Source organism: Paraburkholderia sp. J67, assembly GCF_905220265.1.
GTDB lineage: Bacteria > Pseudomonadota > Gammaproteobacteria > Burkholderiales > Burkholderiaceae > Paraburkholderia.
Window position 1 is genome coordinate 133,476 of the sequence record NZ_CAJMZK010000013.1, and the last position, 23,705, is coordinate 157,180.

General features: G+C 66.0%; 20 protein-coding genes. 12 read left to right on the forward strand and 8 right to left on the reverse strand.

From position 1 onward, the window contains the following. Nucleotides 1-67: 67 nt before the first annotated feature. Nucleotides 68-2,269 carry an ATP-dependent helicase gene (locus tag U5782_RS23220; protein WP_322046216.1) on the reverse strand — a complete coding sequence of 734 codons (2,202 nt, stop codon included), beginning with the start codon at nucleotides 2,267-2,269 and terminating at the stop codon, nucleotides 68-70. A gap of 163 nt (nucleotides 2,270-2,432) precedes the next feature. Continuing rightward, nucleotides 2,433-2,882 carry a hypothetical protein gene (locus U5782_RS23225; protein WP_322046217.1) on the reverse strand — a complete coding sequence of 150 codons (450 nt, stop codon included), beginning with the start codon at nucleotides 2,880-2,882 and terminating at the stop codon, nucleotides 2,433-2,435. 303 nt (nucleotides 2,883-3,185) lie between these two features. On the opposite strand from U5782_RS23225, the gene U5782_RS23230 reads away from it, so the two are divergent. From U5782_RS23230 to panS, 3 genes are all read left to right on the forward strand, one after another. Further along, nucleotides 3,186-3,407 carry an RNA-binding S4 domain-containing protein gene (locus tag U5782_RS23230; protein WP_322046218.1) on the forward strand — a complete coding sequence of 74 codons (222 nt, stop codon included), beginning with the start codon at nucleotides 3,186-3,188 and terminating at the stop codon, nucleotides 3,405-3,407. Between the two features lie 191 nt (nucleotides 3,408-3,598). After that, nucleotides 3,599-5,017 (forward strand): MATE family efflux transporter, encoded by a 1,419-nt coding sequence (locus U5782_RS23235; RefSeq protein WP_322046219.1) that lies wholly within the window; start codon nucleotides 3,599-3,601, stop codon nucleotides 5,015-5,017. Between the two features lie 232 nt (nucleotides 5,018-5,249). Continuing rightward, a complete protein-coding gene (panS, locus tag U5782_RS23240) occupies nucleotides 5,250-6,218 on the forward strand; it encodes a ketopantoate/pantoate/pantothenate transporter PanS (RefSeq protein WP_322046220.1) in 969 nt (322 codons plus the stop codon). Between the two features lie 19 nt (nucleotides 6,219-6,237). On the opposite strand, the gene U5782_RS23245 is transcribed toward panS, so the two are convergent. Continuing rightward, a complete protein-coding gene (locus tag U5782_RS23245; RefSeq protein ID WP_322046221.1) occupies nucleotides 6,238-6,606 on the reverse strand; it encodes a DUF2917 domain-containing protein in 369 nt (122 codons plus the stop codon). Nucleotides 6,607-6,886: 280 nt separating this feature from the next. Here U5782_RS23245 and U5782_RS23250 point away from each other — a divergent pair, with 280 nt between their 5' ends. Continuing rightward, a complete protein-coding gene (locus U5782_RS23250; protein WP_415914387.1) occupies nucleotides 6,887-8,551 on the forward strand; it encodes a phospholipase D-like domain-containing protein in 1,665 nt (554 codons plus the stop codon). A 250-nt stretch (nucleotides 8,552-8,801) separates the two neighbouring features. Next, complete coding sequence (fumC, locus tag U5782_RS23255; RefSeq protein WP_322046222.1) at nucleotides 8,802-10,181, forward strand: class II fumarate hydratase; 1,380 nt, start codon at nucleotides 8,802-8,804, stop codon at nucleotides 10,179-10,181. A 110-nt stretch (nucleotides 10,182-10,291) separates the two neighbouring features. On the opposite strand, the gene U5782_RS23260 is transcribed toward fumC, so the two are convergent. The 3 genes from U5782_RS23260 to U5782_RS23270 form a co-directional block, all read right to left on the reverse strand. Continuing rightward, the gene (locus U5782_RS23260; RefSeq protein ID WP_322046223.1) at nucleotides 10,292-10,795 is read right to left on the reverse strand and encodes an acyl-CoA thioesterase; all 504 of its coding nucleotides are present in this window, start codon (nucleotides 10,793-10,795) and stop codon (nucleotides 10,292-10,294) included. 147 nt (nucleotides 10,796-10,942) lie between these two features. Further along, nucleotides 10,943-11,998, reverse strand: a complete 1,056-nt coding sequence (locus U5782_RS23265; RefSeq protein WP_322046224.1) for a GlxA family transcriptional regulator — start codon at nucleotides 11,996-11,998, stop codon at nucleotides 10,943-10,945. A gap of 120 nt (nucleotides 11,999-12,118) precedes the next feature. Beyond that, nucleotides 12,119-12,253: a hypothetical protein gene (locus U5782_RS23270; RefSeq protein ID WP_322046225.1), complete on the reverse strand. Its 135-nt coding sequence runs from the start codon at nucleotides 12,251-12,253 to the stop codon at nucleotides 12,119-12,121. Between the two features lie 197 nt (nucleotides 12,254-12,450). Between U5782_RS23270 and U5782_RS23275 the strand changes: the two genes are divergently transcribed. Both U5782_RS23275 and U5782_RS23280 read left to right on the forward strand, forming a co-directional pair. Next, nucleotides 12,451-13,164 (forward strand): helix-turn-helix transcriptional regulator, encoded by a 714-nt coding sequence (locus U5782_RS23275; RefSeq protein WP_322046226.1) that lies wholly within the window; start codon nucleotides 12,451-12,453, stop codon nucleotides 13,162-13,164. Nucleotides 13,165-13,361: 197 nt separating this feature from the next. Continuing rightward, nucleotides 13,362-15,881, forward strand: coding sequence for a DUF6600 domain-containing protein (locus tag U5782_RS23280; RefSeq protein WP_322046227.1), 2,520 nt, complete (start codon nucleotides 13,362-13,364; stop codon nucleotides 15,879-15,881). 80 nt (nucleotides 15,882-15,961) lie between these two features. On the opposite strand, the gene U5782_RS23285 is transcribed toward U5782_RS23280, so the two are convergent. Further along, on the reverse strand, nucleotides 15,962-16,933 hold the full coding sequence (locus U5782_RS23285; RefSeq protein WP_322046228.1) for a thymidylate synthase: 972 nt from the start codon (nucleotides 16,931-16,933) through the stop codon (nucleotides 15,962-15,964). Nucleotides 16,934-17,683: 750 nt separating this feature from the next. Then, on the reverse strand, nucleotides 17,684-19,075 hold the full coding sequence (locus U5782_RS23290) for a sigma-54 dependent transcriptional regulator (protein ID WP_322046229.1): 1,392 nt from the start codon (nucleotides 19,073-19,075) through the stop codon (nucleotides 17,684-17,686). A 583-nt stretch (nucleotides 19,076-19,658) separates the two neighbouring features. On the opposite strand from U5782_RS23290, the gene U5782_RS23295 reads away from it, so the two are divergent. The 5 genes from U5782_RS23295 to U5782_RS23315 all read left to right on the forward strand — a co-directional run bounded on the left by U5782_RS23295 (nucleotide 19,659) and on the right by U5782_RS23315 (nucleotide 23,692). Further along, a complete protein-coding gene (locus U5782_RS23295) occupies nucleotides 19,659-20,204 on the forward strand; it encodes a hypothetical protein (RefSeq protein WP_322046230.1) in 546 nt (181 codons plus the stop codon). A gap of 128 nt (nucleotides 20,205-20,332) precedes the next feature. Further along, the gene (locus U5782_RS23300) at nucleotides 20,333-20,827 is read left to right on the forward strand and encodes a hypothetical protein (RefSeq protein WP_322046231.1); all 495 of its coding nucleotides are present in this window, start codon (nucleotides 20,333-20,335) and stop codon (nucleotides 20,825-20,827) included. After that, nucleotides 20,824-21,471, forward strand: a complete 648-nt coding sequence (locus U5782_RS23305) for a hypothetical protein (RefSeq protein WP_322046232.1) — start codon at nucleotides 20,824-20,826, stop codon at nucleotides 21,469-21,471. Before U5782_RS23300 ends, U5782_RS23305 begins: the two co-directional genes overlap by 4 nt. 27 nt (nucleotides 21,472-21,498) lie before the next feature. Continuing rightward, entirely contained in the window at nucleotides 21,499-22,896 is a 1,398-nt protein-coding gene (locus U5782_RS23310; RefSeq protein ID WP_322046233.1) for a hypothetical protein, read from the forward strand. Nucleotides 22,897-22,972: 76 nt separating this feature from the next. Further along, nucleotides 22,973-23,692 carry a C39 family peptidase gene (locus tag U5782_RS23315; protein ID WP_322046234.1) on the forward strand — a complete coding sequence of 240 codons (720 nt, stop codon included), beginning with the start codon at nucleotides 22,973-22,975 and terminating at the stop codon, nucleotides 23,690-23,692. Nucleotides 23,693-23,705 lie beyond the last annotated feature (13 nt).

The following is a 23,705-nucleotide window of genomic DNA, read 5'->3' on the forward strand; positions in this document are numbered from 1 at the left end:
TCATCGAAGCCCCAGGCGCGGCCTGCCCCGGCCGCGCCGCGTCTTGCTTGTCTTGGGCGGCGCCCGCCTACTCCCACATCTTGCGCAGCTTCGCGCCGATCTCGACCTTCGCTTTTGCCGCGGCGGCCAGCCCCGCGGCGCTCGGCGCGCTGATCACGGGCGGGGGCGGCCAGGCGCACGATTCGAACAGCGGCAGCATCTGCGCGCCGATAAAGCGCGTACGCGACGCCCACACGTGGCGATCGCCCGACGCCACCTGGTTGTGCACATAAAAGCGCTGCGGCACGACGATGTGCAGATCCTCTTTCGCGCGCGTCATCGCCACGTAGAGCAGGCGGCGCTCCTCCTCCAGTTCCTCGTCGCTGCCCGCGCCCAGATCGGACGGAATGCAGCCATCCACACCGTTGAGCACGAACACGTTGCGCCACTCCTGGCCTTTGGCCGAGTGGATCGTCGAGAGAATCAGGTAGTCCTCGTCGAGCAGCGGATCGGCCGATTCAGCGCTGGTCGCGTCGGGCGGATCGAGTGTGAGTTCGGTCAGGAAGCGCTCGCGCGAAGCATAGGTGCTCGCGATGCTCTCCATCTGCAGAAGATCGGCCAGACGCACCTGAGCGTCTTCGTGATTGCGCTTCAGATGCGGCTCGTACCAGCGCCGCACCCGCTCGAATTCGCCAGGCCAGGGCGTGGCGCGCGCGCCGAGCGTGTCGATGAGCGAAGTGAACGCAGGCCAGTCCTCGGCCGCGCGCGGCGGCGGCGCGAAGGCGGCGAGCGCCTGGGCGGCGCGGTAAGCCCCCGTGCACGCTGCAACCTGATCGAGCAGCCGCGCGGCCGTGGCCGGCCCGACGCCGGGCATCAGTTGCGTCACGCGAAAGCCCGCCACGCGGTCGAGCGGATTCTCCGCCCAGCGCAGCACCGCCAGCACGTCCTTGACGTGCGCGGCGTCCAGAAAACGCAGCCCGCCGAACTTCACGAACGGGATGTTGCGACGCGCGAGTTCGATTTCGAGCGTCGCACTGTGGTGCGCGGCGCGAAACAGCACGGCCTGCTGCTTGAGCCTCATGCCGCCCTCGCGCGCTTCGAGAATCTGCTCGACCACGTAGCGCGCCTGGGTAGCTTCATCGGCGACGGTAACGAGACGCGGACGCTGCTGCGAGGCGCGGTCGGTCCAGAGGTTCTTGGTGTAGCGCTCGGTGGCGGCATCCATCACCGCGTTCGACGCGGCGAGGATCGGTTCGGTCGAGCGGTAGTTGCGTTCGAGCGTCACCTGTCGCGCGGGCGGATCGAAATGCGCGGGGAAATCGAGGATGTTGCGCACCGTTGCGCCACGAAACGCGTAGATCGACTGGGCATCGTCGCCGACCACGGTGAGGCCGCGGCCATCGGGCTTGAGCGCGAGCAGGATCGACGCTTGCAGGCGGTTGGTGTCCTGATACTCGTCCACCAGAATGTGATCGAAGCGTGCGGCGAGATCGGCGGCGATAGCCGGTTCTGCCGCCATATGCGCCCAATATAGCAACAGATCGTCGTAATCGAGGACGTTCTGCTTCTGCTTGGCCTCGGTATACGCCGCGAACAAGGCACGCAGTTGCGGCTCCCATTCGAGACACCAGGAGAACGAGCGCGCAAGCACGTTCGCGAGCGAGTCGCCGGTGTTGACGACGCGCGAGTAGATCGCCAGACACGTCGATTTAGCGGGAAATCGCTTCTCTTTCGCCGACAATCCTAACTCATGACGCACCAAGTTCATGAGATCGGCGGAATCTTCGCGGTCGTTGATCGTGAACGCTGGCGAAAGGCCGATTTGCTCCGCGTATTCGCGCAACAACCGCGCGCCAACGCCGTGAAACGTGCCTGCCCAGGTGAGCCCTTGCGAGAGCGTGGCGGCAGCGCCCGACACGCCCGCTGCGATGCGCGAGACGCGCCGGGTCATCTCCTGCGCCGCACGGCGCGAGAACGTTAGCAGCAAGATGCGATGTGGATCGGCGCCATTGACGACCAGATGCGCGACGCGATGCGCCAGCGTATTCGTCTTGCCTGACCCCGCCCCGGCGATCACGAGCAGCGGCTCGGGCAGTACGGCACCCGGCGCGAAGGCCTGCGGGCCGCCGTGCTCGACTGCGGCGCGCTGGGCGTCGTTAAGCTTCGCGAGGTAGGCTGCCACGTCGGGCAACCCCGTTTCGGCGCGGGAGGAATCGGCGAGAGAGACGGTGGACACGGCAGCAGATGACAAGAGATGGAAGCGCGTCTTATACGAGACGCGGCGACGCATACTGTATATCCATACACCTCACCCCGGCAAGCGTCGATCTTGCCGTGATCTGGCGATATTTATATGCGAACGTCGCGATCAGCCCCTGAACATCGTACCCATGTAAAAACGGCGACGCCCGTTTCCGGGCGCCGCCGCTTCAAGCAGTCGAAAAAAACGAGCCTTACGGCTGGGCCGTACCGCCCTGTTGCTGGGCGCCCGCCTGCTGGGCCGACTGGCCGTTCATCTGATCCTTCATTTCCGAATCATTGGCCTGACGATCGGCCTTGTGGTTGATCTTCGCGTCCTTGACCTGCGACTTGTACTGCGACTTGGCTTGCTTCTTCGCGTCGCTGTACTCGGCATTGGCCGACTTCTTGGCGCTGCGGTATTCCGCGTTGGCCTGCGCGTTGGCACTACGCTTTTGCACCAGCGGATCATTCGATTGCGGCGCGGTCAGGTTCTGCGGGGCGGGCGCGGGTTGCGCGATGCCGTTGGCAGCCGGTGCCTGGCTGGGTGCGGCAGACGGTGCTTCGACACCTGCTTGCGCCGCGGTCTGGGCGAAGGCGCTCTGCGCAAAGACGGCAGCAGTGGCGATAGCAGTAGCGGTAAGCAGCTTGCGAATCTGGGTCATGGCATATCCTCTTTGCAGTAGTTCCAGTGACCGGTCCGCAATGGGCGTGCCCATGCGGCGCGGTCTTGCTCGATAAAGCCGCTGCCTCACGTGATGCTGGTGTGAGGCAGCGTTCCCGGCTGGGGTGAATCCATTTTTGTCTGAGGAAGCCTGCCAAGTCCCGCAGCGTTACTCACCGTTTCACTTTCTGACGATTTCATAACATCTGGCCCCGAGATGTATCCACCGCTCGCCAGCGTGGGATCGCTTATGATGCTCACCCTTCGCGCGCCCGCGCGGCGCGCTCCTGATTCCCGATACGCCATGCCCAATCTCGCTTTCACCCTGACCGGCGACTACGTCGAACTCCACAACCTTCTGAAGATCACGGGTCTCGCCGATAGCGGCGGCTCGGCCAAGCAGATCGTCGCCTCGGGCGCCGTCAAGGTGGACGGCGAAGTCGAGCTGCGCAAGACCTGCAAGATCCGCGCGGGTCAATCGGTACTGCTGGGGGATACGCGCATCGCGATCCAGGAGGCGGATTAGCCCGCGCCGGCACGTTCGGCCCCGGTGGCGGCGAAGCGCGGACGAAGCTCTACCGAAACGCTTCCGAAAGCAAATGCACCAGATAAGTGCTTTTTGTCCGAAAGCAGGGTAATCTCGCCATAAGCTTTCAGCCCCGACACGAACGCACACACAGGACACGCGGCGCGATTATTCGCGCCGCGTCTGCTTTCATGACCCGATCCACCGCCCCCACGCGCGCCCACGATGCGCGCCGCGCCATCGCCCCGCCCTCGCTGCGCCGCCACGCCGCCGACACCGCGCGCCTCGCCGCGCCGCTCGCCATCGCCCAGCTTTCGCAGATGGCGATGAGCGTGACCGACACCGTCCTGCTCGGCTCGCTGGGCGCGGGTGCGCTCGCAGCGGGCGGCCTGGGCGCCAATCTGTTCTTCGTCGTGGTGACGGTGTTGCAAGGCGTGCTGACCTCGGTGAGCGTGAGCGTCGCGCAGGCGCGCGGCGCCGACGATCTGCACCGCGTGCCGCACATCTACTGGACCGGTTTCGCGCTCTCGCTGCTGCTGGCCGTGCCCGCGTTCCTCCTGCTGTCGTTCGCCACGCCCGTGCTCGTTGCGCTCGGCGAGCCGTCCGTGCTCGCCCATCAGGTCGGCGAATACGCGGCCGTGCTGCGTTGGGGCGCACCCGCGAGCCTGATTGGCGTCGGGCTGATGCGCGCGTTCCTGCCCGCCATCGGCGCGGCCAGGCGGCTGCTCTGGGTGTCGATTGGCAGCGTGTTCTTCAACGGCTTTCTCAACTACGGACTGATCCACGGCGTCTGGGGTCTGCCGCGCCTGGGCTTTCTCGGCTCGGCAGCGGCGACCACCGTGACCATCTGGCTAACCACGCTCTTGCTGATGGCCCTGCTGCATCTGCGGCCCTCGCACCAGCACTTCGTGGTCGCACGCCGCCCCACCGCGCCGATGATGGGCGAACTGTTCGCGGTCGGCTGGCCTGTGGCGATCACCTACGCGGTCGAGGCGACGCTCTTTCTCGCCACCGGCCTCGTCATGGGCCTGCTCGGTTCGATGCCGCTGGCCGCACACCAGATCGCGCTGAACGTGGCTTCGGTGATGTTCATGGTGCCGCTCTCGATCGGCCAGGCGGCCAACGTACGCGTGGGCTACTGGATCGGCGCGGGCCAGCCGGGCGCGGCGCGCCACGCGGGCTTCGTCGCGCTGGGTCTGGGCGTGGGCTTCATGTCGATGTCGGCGCTCGTGATGGTGCTCGCGCCGCACTGGATCGTCGGCCTGTATTTGCGGCTCGACGACCCTGCCAACGCGCAGACCGTCGCGCTCGCAGCCTCGCTGCTGGGCGTGGCGGCGATCTTCCAGATCGTCGACGGCATGCAGACGGTGGGCTCGGGCTGCCTGCGCGGCCTCAAGGACACGCGCATTCCGATGCTGGCCGCCACGCTCGGCTACTGGGGCATCGGCTTTCCGATCGGCTACGCGCTCGCGTTCCACTTCGGGCTGGGCGCGCTCGGCCTCTGGTGGGGGCTCGCGGCGGGGCTCGCGAGCGTGGCCGCGCTCATGACCTGGCGCTTCCATCGCATCAGCCGGCGCGTGCAGCGCGAAGCCGCCACGCACGCGGGCTGAACGCGCGCAGCCCCATCTCCCGGCGCCCGTCCGGGCGCGTGAGAGCGAGCGGTTAGAATACGCGGCTGGCGTCTGCCCGCCAGCCGTCCCACGAGGGCACTCCATAGCAGCAAAACGGAGACTCACGCCATGCGCACCGCCGGCCACCCCGGCCGCGCACGGCCGCTCCGGTTCGTCCTCCAAAACAAACCTGCTCGTACCCGAACCTCCCCGCTCACGGACCCTCGCCCTCATGCTCGCCCCGATCACCCGACTGTTCCCGCTCTGGGCCGTCCTCGTTTCGCTCTTCGCCTATTTCAATCCAGGCGCCGTCACGCCCATCACGCCGCACGTCACGACGCTGCTCACGATCATCATGCTCGCGATGGGCGTGACGCTCTCGTTCGCCGATTTCCAGCGTGTCTTCACGCGCCCCGCGCCGGTGCTGGCCGGCATCGTCCTGCACTATCTGGTGATGCCGCTGGCCGCGTGGGCCATCGCGCACGCGCTGCACATGAGCGCCGATCTCACCGCCGGCATGGTGCTGGTCGGCAGCGTGGCGAGCGGCACGGCCTCGAACGTGATGATCTATCTGGCGCGCGGCGACGTGGCGCTGTCGGTGACGATCAGCGCGCTCTCCACGCTCGTGGGCGTGTTCGCGACGCCGCTGCTCACGCGCCTTTACGTGGACGCCTCGATCGTCGTCGACGTACACGGCATGCTCATGAGCATCGTGCAGATCGTCGCACTGCCGATCGTGGTCGGCCTGATCGTCAACCGCCTCGCGGGCGGCCTCGTGCGGCGCGTCGAGCCGATCCTGCCGCTCGTGTCGATGGTGTCGATCCTCGCAATCATCGCCGCCGTGGTGGGCGGCACGCACGCGAGCATCGCAACGGTCGGCCCGATCGTGGCGCTGGGCGTGGTGCTGCACAACGGCATCGGCCTGCTGGGCGGCTACTGGGGCGGGCGCCTGCTGGGCTTCGACGAGTCGGTCTGCCGCACGCTCGCCATCGAAGTCGGCATGCAGAATTCGGGGCTGGCCGCGACGCTCGGCAAGCTCTACTTCTCGCCGCTCGCGGCCCTGCCGGGCGCGCTGTTCTCGGTGTGGCACAACCTGTCGGGATCGCTGCTCGCGGGCTACTGGGCCGGCAAGCCCGCGCGCGGCAGCGAGCGCGACGCCGACGAAGCGCGCGCCGCTACGTCGTCCACCCCGCGCGGATAAGCGCGCCGGGCACGCTGGGTCAGCCTCGCAACCCGCGCAACCGCATTCGCATGCGCGCGGGCCGTCTGAGCAGGGCCGCCGCCCAGCGCGCGAGCCAGGCGCGCCACGCAAGAAGGCGGGAGTCTGACCACGGCGCTTGCGGCACGCTCACCGCGCAGCGCACGGCCTCGTCCCATCCGCCGATCCACACCCGCTCGCCCGGCGCGAACGGCAGCGCTTCGCCGGGTGCGAGCCAGTAATCCTGCGCATCGCCCTCGACCGTCATCAGCACGCGTCCTTCCAGCACTCGCACCACGCCGCCCTGTGCGCGCCTTAGCCGTCGGCAGGCGCCTCTGGGCACGCCAATCTCTTGCTCTTGCGTTAGTTCCACTCGCGTCGTCGGCTTCATCGCGTTCTCCCATCGTTGACGATGGAAGCAGTTTCGCGCTGGCGATACCCGCGACGTTTCCGCCCGAAGTGAAACGACGCCAGCGATCACCGCGGCCGCTGAGCAGATCGTCCGGCCATCACGTAGCCGATCGCATTGCACCGCTTGCCGATAGAATCGGCCGTAGACGGCGCGCAACGTAAGCGAAGCACGGGAACGGATTCTGCTGACGGACCCAGCGAACGACAGGTATGGGGAACGCCCCGGGGACGCCCCGCGCCGAATGCCGAGGAGAATCCGCTTGCACGCCCCTACCGCTCTGAACGTGTCCCGCCGCACCGGCCCGCACATCCGCCCACGCCTCCAGCGCGCGAGCCTCGCGCTCCTGTGCGTGACGCTCCTCGCGGCCTGCGCCACGCGCCCGCCCGCGACCGACTACCCGCGCGAGGACAGCGCCGCGCTGCCCACGTCGCAAGCCAGCGCCACGGCGCTTGGCGCCGCGCTCGCCGCGCCTGAAGCCGCGCATCCGGGCGAGTCGGGCTTTCGCCTGCTCGCCACCGGCACCGACTCGCTGCAGATGCGCGTCGCGCTCGCCCGCGCGGCGACGAAGACACTCGACATGCAGTACTACATCGCCAACGAGGACACGACCGGCAAGCTCCTGCTCGGCGCGGCGCTTTACGCCGCCGATCGCGGCGTGCGCGTGCGCATGCTGGTGGACGACCTGAACTTCCACGACATCGACCGCCTGATGGCCGCGCTCAACAGCCATCCGAATATCCAGATCCGCGTGTTCAATCCGTATGGCAGCGCGGGCGAAGGCATGTTCACGCGCACGCGCAACTTCTTCTCGAACGTCGATCAGTTCACGCGCCGCATGCACAACAAGTCGACGATCGTGGACAACGAACTCGTGATCGTAGGCGGACGCAATCTGGGCGACGAATATTTCAGCGCGAGCCCGACGCTGCAGTTCCGCGATCTCGACGTGCTCGGCGCGGGCCCGGTCGCGGCGAGCGTGTCGGCGAGCTTCGACGAATACTGGAACAGCAGCGTGTCGTACCCGCTTCACGTGCTCAATCATCAGACCTTCGACGCCCACGATCTCGACGTCGCGCGCGACGATCTGCGCGAGCATTGGCGCAAGACCGCCGATCCCTATAACGCCAAGCCGCTCAACGCCACGCCGCTCGCGCAGCAGATCACGCGCAACGAACTCGGGCTCGTGTGGGCGAAGTGCCAGTTCGTGGCCGATTCGCCGGGCAAGATCGGCGGCCCGCAGCAAGGCGAACTGGGCGACGCGATGCGCTCGCTGCTCGACCGGATCCAGGCCGCGCAAAGCAGCGTGCTGGTGTTCTCGCCGTACTTCGTGCCGCACGATGCGGGCGTGCAGACCATCCGCACGCTCACTGCGCACGGCGTGCGCGTGGCGATCCTCACCAACTCGCTCGCGGCCACCGACGCCGTCGCCGTGCAGGCGGGCTACAGCCCCTATCGCGTGCCGATGCTCGAAGCCGGCGCCGATCTCTATGAGTTCAAGCCCACCCAGGATTCGGGCGGCGACTCGCGCCACTTCGGCATCACGGGCTCGCGCTCCCGCGCGAGCCTGCACGCGAAGGCCTATGTGATCGACGAAAAGACGCTCGTGATCGGCTCGCTCAATCTCGATCCCCGCTCCGCGCGCCTGAACACGGAACTCGCGCTGACCATCGACAGCCCGCCCATCGCCCACGAAGTCGCCGTCTATTTCGCCTATGCGACATCGCCCAAAACGAGCTACCGCGTGACGCTCGCGACGCCCGCCCAACTCGCGCAGCAGCGCGGCACCGTGACCAACTCGCCGCTTATCTGGACCGATGAGGAAGACGGCATGATCCGCACCTACAACCTCGATCCTGGTGCGGGTTTTTACCGGAATCTGCTAACCGGGCTATTCTTGCTGTTGCCGGTCGACAGCCAGCTGTGATCAAGCGATGAATGCGAGCCCTGCTCGCGTCGCTTCCTGCGCTGCGCCGTCGGCAAGAGCAACCTGATCGTCCGCCGTTCTAGCCAGGCGTGAAGCCCGTTTGCGGCGCTCACGCAGGCGCTGCCTCGCTGCGCCGCTGCCCCCAGCCACCACGCGGACCCGACCCGTCATACGCGGCGCCGCGCCGATACACCGGCGCCGCCTTCAACATCGGAGTGTCAACATGACCGCCAGCAATGAGAATGTCAGAATGGAACGCGACACGTTCGGCGAGATCGCCGTGCCGGCCGCCCAGCTATGGGGCGCGCAGACACAGCGTTCGCTGCAGAACTTCCGCATCTCGTCCGAGAAGCAGTCGCCCGAGCTGATCACCGCGCTCGCGTGGATCAAGCGCGCGGCCGCCGAGGTGAACCAGCAGCTCGGCGTGCTCGACGAAGCCAAGGCGCGCGCCATCGTCCAGGCCGCCGACGAGATCGTCGAAGGCAAGCATGCGGGCGAATTCCCGCTCGCGGTCTGGCAGACCGGCTCCGGCACGCAGACCAACATGAACCTCAACGAGGTGATCGCGAACCGTGCGAGCGAAATTCTGGGCGGCGAGCGCGGCGAGTCGCGCAAGATCCACCCGAACGACGACGTCAATCGCGGCCAGTCGTCCAACGACGTGTTTCCGACCGCCATGCACGTGGCTGTCGCCTACGGCATCGTCAAGCATCTGCTGCCCGCGCTGAAGACGCTGCGCGACACGCTCGCCGACAAGTCGAAGCAGTTCGCGGGCATCGTCAAGATCGGCCGCACCCACCTGCAGGACGCCACGCCGCTCACGCTCGGCCAGGAGTTCTCGGGCTATGTCGCGCAGCTCGATCACGGCATCAAGCATGTGGAATCGTCGCTGCCGCATCTCTATGAACTGGCCCAGGGCGGCACGGCGGTCGGCACGGGTCTGAACGCGCATCCGCAGTTCGCGCAGAAGGTGGCCGAAACCATCGCGAAGCTCACGGGCGTGCCGTTCGTGACCGCGCCCAACAAGTTCGAGGTGATGGCCGCCGCCGACGCGCTCGTGTTCGCGCACGGCGCGCTCAAGACCGTGGCCGCGAGCCTCATGAAGATCGCCAACGACGTGCGCTGGCTCGCGAGCGGCCCGCGCTGCGGTCTGGGCGAGCTGTCGATTCCCGAGAACGAGCCGGGCAGCTCGATCATGCCGGGCAAGGTCAATCCCACGCAGTCCGAAGCAGTCACAATGCTCTGCTGCCAGGTGTTCGGCAACGATGTGGCCGTGAACATGGGCGGCGCGAGCGGCAACTTCGAGCTGAACGTGTTCCGCCCGATGATCGCGCACAACGTGCTGCAATCGATCCGCCTGCTCGCCGATGGCGCGCTCTCGTTCAACGATCACTGCGCCGTGGGCATCGAGCCGAATCATTCGCGTATCGAGACGCTGCTCAACGAATCGCTGATGCTGGTGACGGCGCTCAATCCGCACATCGGCTACGACAAGGCCGCGCAGATCGCCAAGAAGGCGCACAAGGAAGGCACGACGCTCAAGGCGGCCGCGCTCGCGCTCGGCCATGTGACCGAGCAGCAGTTCGACGAATGGGTGAAGCCTGGCGAGATGGTCGGCAATGCGAAGTAATCATGCCGAAATAAAACATCGTTGCTGAAGGGCTAAAACGCAAAAACGGGCGGCGAGGATGGATGCCTCGCCGCCCGTTTTTCATGCTGGCCACGTTGACCGTGAAGGCGTCAGACCTGGCCCTTCGCCACTTCTTCGGGTTTGAGTTCGACGATCGCGTCGAGCGCTTCCTTCACGTCGAGCGCGTATTTCGCGAGGCGCTTCTGCTCGTCCGTCTCGGGCACGAACGTGGGCACGGGAATCGGATTGCCGTTTTCGTCGACGGCCACGAACACGATCAGGCAATCGGTCGTGAGACGCAACTGGCCGCTCTTCGGGTCACCCGCATGCACGGTGATGTGGATATGCATCGAGGTGCGGCCCGTGGCGACCACGCGCGCGCGCAGCTCGACCATGTTGCCGACGAGGATTGGCCGGCGAAAGCGGATGTTGCCCACGCTCACGGTCACGCAATAGCGGCCCGACCAGACGGCGGCGCACGCGTAGGCCGTTTCGTCGATCCACTTCATCAACGCGCCGCCGTGAACTTTGCCGCCGAAGTTCACCGAAGTCGGCTCGGCGAGGAAGCGGAACGTCGTTTCCGAACGGTCCAGTGGCTGGGAAGGCGTACTCATATCGGCTCCGGTTCGTGGGGTTGTGCGCCTCGCGCTCACGCGCGCGGTCACTGTTCTAGGTGCCGTCGATTATACGAGCGCCAAATGTCAATCACAGCGCCGCCCCCGCACCGCTTTCACTGCCATCAAGCTGTCATCGCGACCGTATCAAGCGCTCATCGCGCTGAAGCGGGCGCGATAGTCGCCGGGCAAGACGCCATAGCGCCGCTCGAACGCACGTCGCAGATTCTGCTCGGTGCCAAAACCGCAGTCGGCGGCGATACGTTTGACCGGCAGGCGCGACTGCGCAAGCGCGTGCGCGGCGGCCTCGACGCGCATGGCCGCGACCGTGCGCGCGGGCGTACGCCCCATCGCTTCCACGTAGCGCCGCGCGAAGGTGCGCGGGCTCATGCACGCGGCTTCGGCGAGGCGCTCGACGCTCAGCTCGGCATGCAGGTTCGCGGCCATCCAGCCGTGCAGCGCGTCGAACGCGCCGCCCGCCGCGCTCTGCGCCTCAAGCGCCTCGCTGAACTGCGCCTGGCCGCCCGGGCGCTTCATGAACACCACGAGGCGGCGCGCCGCCTGCATCGCGACCGCGTGGCCGCAATCCTCCTCGATCAGCGCGAGCGCGAGGTCGATGCCGGCCGTCACGCCCGCCGAGGTCCAGACCACGCGGCCGTCGCGCTCGTCGCGCACGAAGATCGGTTCGTCGTCGACGTCGACTTGCGGGAAGCGCCGTGCAAGCTGCGCCGCGTTGCGCCAGTGCGTCGCGGCGCGGCGGCCATCGAGCCAGCCCGCGGCGGCGAGATAGAACGCGCCGGTGCAGACCGAGGCGACGCGCCGCACGCGTGGCGCGTGGGCCGCGATCCACGCGACCAGTTCGGGCTGCAGGACGGTGTGATCGTCGATGGGGACGCCCGGGACGATCAACGTGTCGATGGTGGCGGGATCGAGCGCATCGAGCCGCTCGGCGACCACGGGCAGGCCGGCGAACGTCGGCAACACGCCGCCTTCGATCGAAGCGAGGGTGATGCGATAGGCGCAGGGGTCAAGCGGAGCGGAAGAATTCGACGATGCCAGCGCCCTCGTCCGCATCGTGAGTTCGGCGCGCCAGAACGCCTCCATCGGACCACAGGCGTCGAGCAACACGAGATCAGGCGCGACCGCGAAGACCACGTGGCGGGCAATGGGTGCGTCGGGTGCGTTGGACTGACTGGCAGACATGGAAGCGGCAGGCGGTGACGGCCTTCGGGACGAGACAGACCATCATCGCATGCGCGTGACCGGCAGTCTCGTCATTCGACCTTCAATTTCTGCCACACATCCGCATGGCCTCATTGACGCTCACTTGTGGAACGTAATGCCTTCGTCGAGGGTGCCGTACATGGTGATGCCGCTCGAACTGCTCGACGGCGGCGTACCGCCAGCGCAGGCCGCGCAGAGCAGCGCGACGGCTGCTAGGGCCAGAATGCGTTTCATGACTACCTGCTGACTTCAGAAAGAGCCCCATTCTAGCCCGGTGGCCTGGCGCGTCACGGATTCGGGCGCAGGCCGGGCAGTCCTTTGCATGCGATATTTCACGGCAGCCTGAAACGTCGAATGCCGCGTTTCGCTAGAGTAGACACATGGGCTGCCGCGCCGCGCGCCGGCCGCCGCCACGACCGAGAGAGCCGATCATGCCCCTGCCCACCGCCGACGAATCCCGCCATTTCCCCGGCCTCGCGCGCGTCGCCGCGCTGCTCGCCGATCCGGGCCGCGCCGCTATGCTGTGGGCGCTCATGGACGGCAGTGCCCGGCCGGCGGGCGAACTCACGCTGATCGCGGGCCTCTCGCCGTCCGCCGCCAGCGCCCATCTCGCGCGGCTCGCGGAAGGCGGCCTGCTCGCGCCCGAGGTGCGCGGCCGGCACCGTTACTACCGCATCGCCACGCCGGAAATCGCCCAGACCATCGAGGCGCTCATGAATGTCGCGCACGCCGCCGCGCCGGTGCAACCGGTGCCGCGGCCGGCCCGCACAGTGCCCGTGGAGATGCGCCACGCGCGCACCTGTTACGACCATATGGCTGGCGAGGTCGCGGTGCGCGTGTTCGACCGGCTTGTCGCAGGCGGCCTGCTCGTGTTGCATGGCGACGATCTGGAACCCACCGAAGCGGGCGTCGCCCGACTTGGCGGTTGGGGCGTCGACCTCGGCGCGCTGCGCACGCGCCGGCGCCGCTTTGCCTGTACCTGCCTCGACTGGAGCGAACGGCGTTCGCACCTGGGCGGTGCGCTCGGCGCAGCGCTGCTCGAACGTTTCACCTCGAATGGCTGGGTCGAGCGCACGAGCCGCCCGCGCGTGCTGCGGATCACGCCACTTGGGCAGCGTGAATTCGACGCCTTCGAGCGTGGCTAAAGCGGTCAACCTCCTGACAAATAGCCGACAAATTCATTTAAAACCTCCCTAAATCCGGCGTTTAGGGTCGCTATCACACGTTCTGTTACATCTCGTGCATATGCCTTAACAAATCCGAGCGCATGGAAACACCCTCGGCGGATACAGTGCGCCACATGGCATCCCGAAATCTCTTCGAGGTGCCGTGGAGAGACACCATGAAAACACCCAAAACATTCCAGCGCTACGACGCACGCAGCTTCGTCCGCAGATCCATCATCACGCGCCGCACGCTCATCGCCGGCGCCGTGTTCGCCGCCTTCGCGTTCAATCTCGCCAGCACCGGCGCCATCGCCCAGACGACAGCGCCGGCCGGCGACCCGCCTGCGCGTGTCGCGCGTCTCGACTACATGGCCGGCGACGTCACGACCGAGCCGGCCGGCGCAAGCGACTGGTCCTACGCCCAGGTCAACCGTCCGCTCACGACCGGCGACCAGCTCTGGAACGACGCCAATGCGCGCTCGGAGCTGCACATCGGCTCGACGGCCGTGCGCATGGGTCCGCAGACGAGCCTCAACGTGCTCAATCTCGACGATGCGAGCACCCAGCTCAAGGTCGCGCAGGGCACGCTCTCGACGCGCGTGCGCGCGTTGCCCGCCGGGACCTCGTACGAAATCGATACACCCAATCTCGCCCTCGGCCTGAACGGCCCGGGCGACTATCGCGTGGATGTCGCGCCCGATGGCAGCGCCACCACCGTCACCGTGCGCAGCGGCAGCGTGACCGTCTACGGCGAGAACGGCCAGATGCCGATGCAGGCGGGTCAGCAGATCCGTTTCACGGGCACGGCCTTGCAGCAGGTCGCGAGCGACGCCGCGCCGCCGCCCGACGCCTTCGACCAGTGGGCGCTCGCACGCGACAACGCCGAAGACCGCTCGGTCTCGGCGCGCTACGTGTCGCGCGACATACCCGGTTATCAGGATCTGGACGCCAACGGCACGTGGCGCGAGAGCCCGCAATACGGCGAGGTGTGGGTGCCGAACGCCGAACCGGCGGGCTGGGCGCCCTACCACGACGGTCACTGGGTCTGGCAGGCGCCTTGGGGCTGGACATGGGTGGATGACGCCCCTTGGGGCTTCGCGCCCTATCACTATGGCCGCTGGGCGCACGTCGACGATTCGTGGGCGTGGGTGCCCGGCCCGATGGTCGAGGACGCGCCGCCCGTCTACGCGCCGGCGCTGGTCGCGTTCGTGGGCGGCGGCGGTGGCGGTGGCAGCGACTGGGGGGTGAATCTCGCCATCGGCGGCGCGGCGGCAGCAGGTGTCGCGTGGTTCGCGCTCGGGCCGGGCGAAGCCTGGCATCCGGGCTGGGGCGGCTGGAGCCCGCACTACTATCAGCGCGTCAACCAGACGGTGGTCGTCAATAACTATCGCCAGAACGTCAACATCACGAACATCAACGTTCACAACACGTATGTGAACTACCGTGTGCCGGGCGCCGTGACCGCCGTGCCGGCGACGGCCTTCGTGCATGGTCAGCCGACGGGGCGCTTCGCACAGCACGTCGATCCGCGCCAATGGCAGAACGCACGCATCCAGCCGGGCACGCCGGGCATCGCGCCGGTCCAGGGCAGCTTCGGCGCGAATATGCGCCGCGCCGACTATCGTCCGCCCGCCTCGCTCAACCAGCGCCAGGTCGTGGCGACGCGCGCGCCGGTCGCGCCGCCCGCGTTCCATGACAACCTCGCGCAACGTTTTGCGCACGGCGGCGGCACGGTGCCGGGCGCCGGTGCGCCGGTCGTGCGGGTGTCGGCGCCCGCGCATGCGTCGTTCGCGCCCTTCTCGACCGCGTCGCATGGCGGCTGGCCGCAGCAGAACGTTCGCGTCGTGCCGCCGCACTCGCCGCAGATCGGTGCCGAGGGACGGCCGAACGGCACGCCGGGCATGGCGATGCAGAACGCGCCGCACGGCCCGAACGAGGCAATGGCCCCGCATGGCCAGCCGAATTTCGCGCCCGCGATGACGAACAACGGCCATGCACCTGCCGCCGCGCAGCCGAACGAAGCGCACGGCGTGCCGCACCCGCCGCAGTTCAGTGGCGGCGGCCGCCCGGAAGCCGGTCAGCCGCAGGCTGCAATGAACGTTGGTCATGCGCCGGTCGCAGGTTCCCAGGGCGAAGCCCATCAGCCGGCGTGGACCCAGCCGCATGCGCCGATGGCGATGCGCGGCCAGCCCGGCGCGAACGAAGCTGGCCGCCAGCAGGCATTCGCGATGCAGCAGGCGCATGAAGGCGCGCCCGACCGTTCGCCTGAGCACTCACCTGAGCACGCTCCGCAGGCGCAGGCCGTCCAGCCGCAACATGGCCCCGAAGCCCAGGCGCGGCCTGAACAGCGCCCCGAGCAACGCCCTGAGGCTCAGCCGCAAGTTCATGCGGATGTCCGTCCGCAACAACCGGCCCAGCAGCCACAGCCGCGCGAGGCATTCCACCCGCAGCCGCAAGCCCAACCGCGCCCCGAGCCCCGCCCGCAACCCCAGCAGCAGGCGCGTGCGGAATTTCATCCGCAGCCGCAACCCCAGCCGCGTCAGGAGTTCCACCCGCAGCCACAACCCCAGCCGCGCGCGGAACCCCGCCCGCAGCCCCAGCCGCAACAGCACGCCGAACCGCGTCCGCAGCCGCAACCTCAGCAACATCAGCAGGAGCATGCCGGCGGCGGCCACGACGATCGCCGTCACGGCTAACGCGCTCAACGCCGCACCCACGTAAAAAAGCCCGCGAACGTCACCGTTCGCGGGCTTTTTCATTCAGAGCAGCAAAAACGTTACACCGCCATCGGCGCCGTCAGCGGCTGGTGATGTCGATAGCCTTCCAGCGAGAAGTCCGACGGCTCGACCTTCTCCAGCCATTCGGGCTCGTAGACACCGGTCTTCGCGTAGTCCGGCACGCGATCGGCGATCTCCAGACGCGGGCTTTCGAACGGCTCACGGCGCAATTGCTCGTTGAGCATGTCGAGCTGGTTCTCGTAGATATGCGCATCGCCGATGAAATACGTAAACCAGCGCGGCGTATAGCCCGTCAGACGCGCAACGAGGTGCAGCAGCACCGCGCCTTCGGTCAGATTGAACGGCGTGCCAAGGCCCACATCGTTGCTGCGGATGTACAGGCAAAGCGAGATTTCGCGCTTCGATGCGTTCGGCAGGAACTGATAAAGCAGATGGCAGGCAGGCAGCGCGATCTCTTCGAGCACGGCCGGGTTCCACGCATGAAACAGAATCCGTCGATCGGCGGGATTGCTCATGATGGTGTCGAGGCACTGGCGCAGCTGGTCAATCGCCTTGTAGAGCAGCACTTTGGGCTGTCCGTCCTCGGTGAATTCCGTCACGCGCGCATAGCCGCGCGACTGCGCATCGGCGATCTGCTCGCTCGCGTGCGCGTCGAGCACCTTGTAGGCCGGCCATTGACGCCACTGCACGCCGTAGACATCGCCGAGATCGTCGGTGCCCTGGCGATACGGGTTGGCGAGCCACTGGGCGTTATCGTTGGCGTTGGCGTCCCAGACCTTGCAGCCGAGCGCGCGGAAATCGGCCGCGCTGCGCGAGGCGCGCATGAAGCCGATCAGTTCGCCCACGGCCGACTTGAACGCGAGTTTTTTGGTTGTGACAGCCGGGAAGCCCTGCTGGAGGTCGAAGCGCAACATCGCGCCGGGCATGCTGATCGTGCGGATACCCGTGCGGTTTTCCTGCCAGCTGCCGGTGTCGAGAATCGAGCGAACGAGCTCGAGATACTGTTTCATGCGGAGTTCCTGAACGGGGGCGCCAACGCCCCGTGCGGCTTCAAAAGCGAGATTCTATAGCAAGCGGCCGATCGCTGATCGAGGCCGATTTCAGACTTGCGCGCGACAACGGTCGTATCGCCTGAAATACTGGCGTGCCACAGAGCGGCGCGCGGCGAATCCATTCATCCGATGTTATGAAACCTGGCGAAAACACTGACCGACACAGGAGCGTCATTTGCGCACAAGCGCATTAGCATGACAAAGCGGAAAATAATGCCGACAACTCCCATGTCGATAATCCGCAAAAACCCGCGCAGCGCAGCAAAAACACCATGTGAGACAGCGAATCAAATAGCGTGAAAAATTACACGTGAAATAAAAGCGATTGCGCGTGACACGCGCAGGGCACATTTTTAATCCGGATTATCGCAATGATCGGAATGCGCGAACGACAGAGGAGAAAGCGCGAAGCTAGCGGCGGAATGGGGAGAGATATGCGAGAAAAAAGCGGCAGAAACGCGGGAAAAATCCACAGAAAGCCGCGTTGTCGTTGTTCATCGTCGGCGGCCAAATCGGGAAGGTGTCGCGGACAAGGCGGCCCGCATGCGCGAGCCGCCATCCGCGCGAGTCCGCGCCCCCGCGCAAACCCGCTTGCACCCCTGACACTCTCATTGCCTCTTAAGGCGCTTCAACAGCGCTTATCCGGCCAGAGTGCAACGATTGGGCGATCGTGCGCGGCCGCTATCTGGTCCCCACCATGAGGCCGACTCAGGCCCCACCCCCCGACACCATGCCGCCCGGATGAGGCGCGAGCGGATCACTTTCCATATGCCGCATGCCGTGCGCGCACAGCAACCGATACAAGGTCACACGCGAAATGCCCAGTTCCTGCGCCGCATCGCCCAGACGGCCGCGATGGCGCAGCAGCGCCAGTTCGATCGCCTGGCGCTCCGCCGCCTCGCGCGCCTGCGCGAGCGAGACCGGCACCACCTCGACGTAATCACCTAGCTCCAGATCGCGCGCCGTGATCGCGCGCCCTTCCGACATGACGATGGCACGGCGCACGCGGTTGATCAGTTCGCGCACGTTGCCGGGCCAGCTGTAGTTGTGCAGCGCGGCGATGGCGTCGGGCGAGAAGCCGCGCAGACGGCGCGCACCGTCTTTCTTGAAACGTTCGAGCATGTGCCGGGCAAGCAGTTCGATGTCCTTGCCGCGCGCGCGCAGCGGCGGCTCGTCGATCTGCAGCACGCACAGGCGGTGATACAGATCCTGACGGAAGCGCCCTTCCACCATGGCCGCGCGCATGTCCACGTGCGTCGCGGAGATGATGCGCACATCGACCGGCATCGACTGGTGGCCGCCCAGGCGCTCGATCTTGCCTTCCTGAAGGAAGCGCAGCAGGCTCGCCTGGCTTTCCATCGGCAGATCGCCGATTTCGTCGAGGAACAGCGTGCCGCCGTTGGCCGCTTCGACGCGGCCGATCTTGCGCTGGCTCGCGCCGGTAAAGGCGCCGCGCTCATAGCCGAACAGTTCGGATTGCAGCAGATGCGGCGGAATCGCCCCGCAGTTGATCGGCACGAACGGCGCATTACGGCGCGACGAACGTTCGTGGATGGCGACGGCGGTGAGTTCCTTGCCCGTGCCCGACTCGCCCGAAATGAACACCGGCGCGTCGGTCATCGCGACCTTGCGGATCGAGCGGAACAGCGCGAGCATCGCCTCGCACGAGCCCACCATTTCGCCTTCGGCGCCGCCCGTGGTGTCGTTGGAGGCGGCTTCGACGAGCGACACCATGCCATAGGCGTGACCGACGGAATCGACGATGCGCTCGCCGCTCCACGGCACCGTTACGTAGTCGAAACAGTAGTCGCGCACCAGCCGGCGCAGATTCGCGTCCTGCAACTGGCCCGTGGTGGTTGCAGCGACCCAGCCCACATTGGGCAACGTCAGGCAGGGCTCGAAGGCCCCGATTTCATGCAGATGGAACTGGCTCGACAGGTCGAGCAGGCCGCCCGCAGGCAGCCCTGCGCGCAGCGCGCGCCGGGCGTCCCGGGCGTTGCCCACGATCTCCACCTGCCAGCCGCGCTCGTGGAACCGCTCGTTCAGCGCTTCGTTGGGACTGCGCGTCACGTAAACCAACTGCCGCGTTGCGGATTCCATTATTCAGATCCTTTTGCCAACACATCGTTGCGGAATGACGGCACGCTCCTGATGTACAGACACGCAGCAAACGCACCGTGCGTCCGGCACCAACGGACCAGACGACAAAAGGGCTTTTGCTGACTGTGAATCCCCGAGCTGCGACGTGTGTAGTCAACAACCTACCCATGGCTGGGCTTTTTCTTTTGAGCTTTACGCGTTTTTCTGAAGCTTACTATATGCACCGGGGAGTTGGATAGGAAATATGCGGCGTGAATAGATAAGGGCGCGATGGAAAGGTTTCCATTACCCAGCGCACTGAATCATAAGAGGAAATTTATTCCGAATGTTTCCATTCCCCACGTTCCCGCTCCCGGTCATTACGTAACGTCATTACGTAACACAAAAAATCGCGCAAACGTTCTCCGTTGAAACTCCTGAACGATTTCCAGGGGTTTAAAGAGGCCGACGTTTCAGCGCTGAAACATTTTCGCGAAAAACCGCAATTCAAAATCCGCAGAAAATATCCCGACCCACGGCGTATCAATGGATTGCGAGACATGGCACACGTTTCGCTAAATGTCCCCTCACCAGGAGACAAGCCATGCGACTCATCCCTTCGAACGTCAGGCTCAGTGGAATCGGCAACGCCAGCGCTCTCGCGGCCGTGCTGATTCCCGCTGCGCTCCTCGCCGTCGCGCCGTCGGTGTACGCGCAAACCGCCAATGAAGCGGCGAGCGCCCCGATGGTGGTGGCGAGCGTGAACGCCGATGTCGTTCCTGCAACAACTTCCGCCACGCTCACGGCTGAATCCGCCATCGCGGCACCGGCGCTCGACGCGAGCGCGGCGCCCAATGTGGACAACGGCACGAGCGGCGGCAACTTGAGTGCCGCGCCGCTCGCCGCCGATCCGGGCCCGGCCGGCGACGAACCGCTGATCGCCGGGGTTGGCTCGATCGACGACCAGACCATGTCGCGCCAACGTGGCGGCGCCGTGGGCATGTTGATGGTCGCGGCCACCCCGCAGCTCATGCGCGGCGGCAGCGTGACCCTCTGGGACGAAATCGCCCCGCCCACCCCGTTGCCGATTCCGGTCGACGCCGGCCAGGCGGCGCAGGGCAGCAACATCGCCAGCTATATCAGAAAGTAGGCCGCCCCGATGAGGGGGACCGCACACAGGCAGTAAGGGACATAGAGACACAGGATCCGCGCCGCACGCGGTGTGGTTCGGGAGCAGCGCAGGAAACACGCCGCCCCGGGGAAGAAATGGAGACCAACATGACAGTTCGCCTTTTGACGCCTGGCTCGCGCCGGCGTTACAGCCGGTGCGCGGCCGCAGTCTGCGGCGCACTCGCAGCGACACTTTCGGCAGGCATTGGCGCCCAGCAGGTCAGCAACCCCGGCGACATCATCGTCGAGCGTGACATTACCCCGCGCAGCGCCTTCAGCGCCGTGCCGACCAGTCAGGATCCGGTCTCGGTGCGTGCGACGACGTTCCCGAAGAACAGTTTCGATCCGGCTATCGCCCAGCTCGTCACCGACACCGACCTCACCAACGCGCACGGCTCGAGCGGCGTGAACACAGGCGGCGTGCTCAACGGCTCGGCTGCCGGCCTGCAGGCGGTCACGCGCATCCTCGCGGGCAGCCAGACCGGCAGCAACGTCGCGATGGGCGGTAGCGCGCAAAGCGCCGGCGGCATCGGCGCCACGATCTCGTCTTCCGTGACTGGCGCGCTCGCGCCACTCACGGGCGCACTGGGAGCCCTCAAATGAGCACGTTCGTCGTGTTGCGCGGCCAGAACCGCCGTGCGCCCGCGATGCGCCATCTGCCCGCGGCGCTCGCGCTGTGCGCAACCCTCGCCGCCAGCGGCGCGGCGCACGCCCAGGCAGCGGTGAGCGGCATCTCCGTGATCGCCCCTGGCGCCGGCGCCGGCGTGAGCGGCGCGCTGACGGTGAATGAAACAGCGGGCCTGAATAACGCGCAGTCCAATCAGTTGTCGATCGCGACCGGCGGCACGACGGTCGGCACCGACAACCTCATTTCGCAAGGGGCCAACGCCGCCGCACGGCTGCGGGGCGCCATTGCGGGCATCGGCGACAACGCCTTTGCGAATACGTCCGGAGCGGTGATGGTGAACCAGTCCGCGGGCGTAGGCAATCTCCAGAGCAACAGTGCACAAATCAGCACTGCTGCGGTGGGTGTTGAAACCGTCTCGGATAACGTCCTGTCCGCGACGGCTGCAACGAACGGTGGTAGGGGTCAAACGGTGCAGACCAGTGGCATTCGTGAGGCAAGTATCAGTAACTCGGCTTTCAGGAATGCAACGGGTCTTGTGCAGGTGAACCAGACCGCTGGCGCCGGTAACGCTACGGCAAACAGTTTTGTGCTCCGTCCCCCGGCGGGCACTCTTTTCTAACTGAACGATCTGTATCGGAGCGAAATCATGAAGCGCACTCTCATTGCTGCAGCTGTTCTCGCCGCCTCGGGCAGCGCCCTCGCCAATGGCCCGGTTGACCCGTACATCTTCAATGCCACGATCGTCGGAGAACAAGTGGGCATCGTCGGTTGGGTCTCACTGTTCGGCTGCGTGGGTGTCAGCAGCACCGCAGGCGCCGTCGTGAACAACACGCAGACGGTGACCTCGTATGTCACGTTGAACCCGAACCCCTCCAACTACACGAGCGGATCCGTCACCACGCACTTCAATAATTCGTATTCCTCAGTGAAGGGCGGCGGCTCGGCATACGCCGATCTGTCCACGTGGAGTTCGTCGAAGTCGCATAGCGCACAAGGCTACGAGGCCTCGGGCGGCTATGTCTATGGCCAGCAAAGCGCGCAAGTCCAGGGCGGCGGCTATGAATATAGCCAGCAAAGCTCCGGCATCGGCGGCTACTTCTACAACACGCAGCAAAGCCAGGGTGCACATATCTCGGCAGGCGGCCACGCCGGCGGCTCGCTCGAATATATCTCGTTCAATGGCCCGCACGCCGGCATCGACGCGTTCCACGCGCAAGGCGGCTTCTCGGCTGGCTACAACGAATCGAGCTATGCAAAGGGCTCGGGCATCGGCGGCTACTTCGAAGCGACGCAAGGCTCTGGCCAGGGCAAGGAATGGGGCTATCAGGCTTCCGAAGGGTCGGGCTATGGCGCGTTTGCCGAACAATCTTCGGGCTACGAATCGTCGTCTTCGAAGACCAACAACGGCTTCTCCGCCAAGTGGGGCTTCGACTCGACGCTCGACAAGACCGACGTGACGGTAACGGGCTCGATCACGCAGCACTATAACAATCAGCCTGCCACCACCCTCACGGCCACCACGGGCAGCAGCGCGCTCAGCGGTGCTTCCGGCAACATCGGCGTGAACATTGCCCAAGGCGTGAACAACGCACAAAGCAATGACGCCTCGCTTGCCGCCGTCGACGCAGGCAACGTGTTCGGCAATGCCCAGATCTTCAACGTGCAAAGTGCTGGCGGCAACGTGAAGGTCAACAACTACATGCTCAACGCGAGCGTCGGTACGGACGCGCTCAAGGGCGCAACCGGCAACATCGGCGTGAACGTGGCCTCGGGCGTGGGCAACGCGCAGAACAACAGCCTGGCCGCTTCGACCACGACGAGTGGCGACAGCGCCAACAGCTGGGCGATGGTCGCGACCGATCAGACCAGCCAGAAGGCTGACACGTCGTTCACCGGCAGCTTCGGTGGCACGGCAATGCTCGGTCAAGGTGCGCTCGCTGGCGCAACCGGCAACATCGGCGTGAACATCGCCGGCGGCGTCGGCAACGTGCAGCACAACGGCCTCGCCATCGCGGCCATGAGCGTGCCGGTAGTCGGCAAGTAATCTGCTCCGTTCGAAGGGTAGTGCACGCGCCGGCGGCTTCTGCAACCGCCGGCGCGATTAACAGCAGGAGACCACCATGTCCGGGACCGTTTTGTCCCCGGCGTCAAGGCTGTGTTGTGTCGCGCTGACGCTCGCCGTCACCGCGGCTTTTGTGCCTTGCCGTGCTCAGTCGAGTATCGATGCGACCCATCTCGTGGGCGTGCCGATCAAGTTACCGCTCCACTCGATGCGGGACATTCGCTACGGCAACATCGTCAGCCAGCAGTACGACTACAGCTGCGGCGCCGCCGCGCTCGCCACGCTGCTCAAGTACGGCTATGGCATCGACATTCCCGAACCGGAAATGATCCGCCGAATGATGGTCTTCTCCACGCCCGATGTCGTCGTGAAGAACGGCTTCTCCATGCTCGACATGAAGAAGTTCGTCGAAACGATCGGCCTGCGCGGGCGCGGCTTCCGCGTCAACACCGACGCCCTGTACCACTTGCAGATTCCCGTGCTCGTGCTGATGAACATCGATGGCTATGAGCACTTCGTGATCGTCAAGCACGCCGAGAACGGCCGCGTCTTCATTGCGGACCCCGCGCTCGGCAATCGAATCGTCGCTGAGGACGATTTCGCGAAGACCTGGAACGGACTCGTCTTCGCAGTGCTCGGCAAACCGTTCCTGGAGGACTCTCCGCTGTTGCAGAACAACGAGTCGATCGCGTTGAAGATGCGCGAAAACGCCCTGCTGAACGGCACGGCCGCGACTCCCTTCTTCGAATACGGCCTCGATAAGGCCGTCATGTTCTGAAGTACACAAGAGT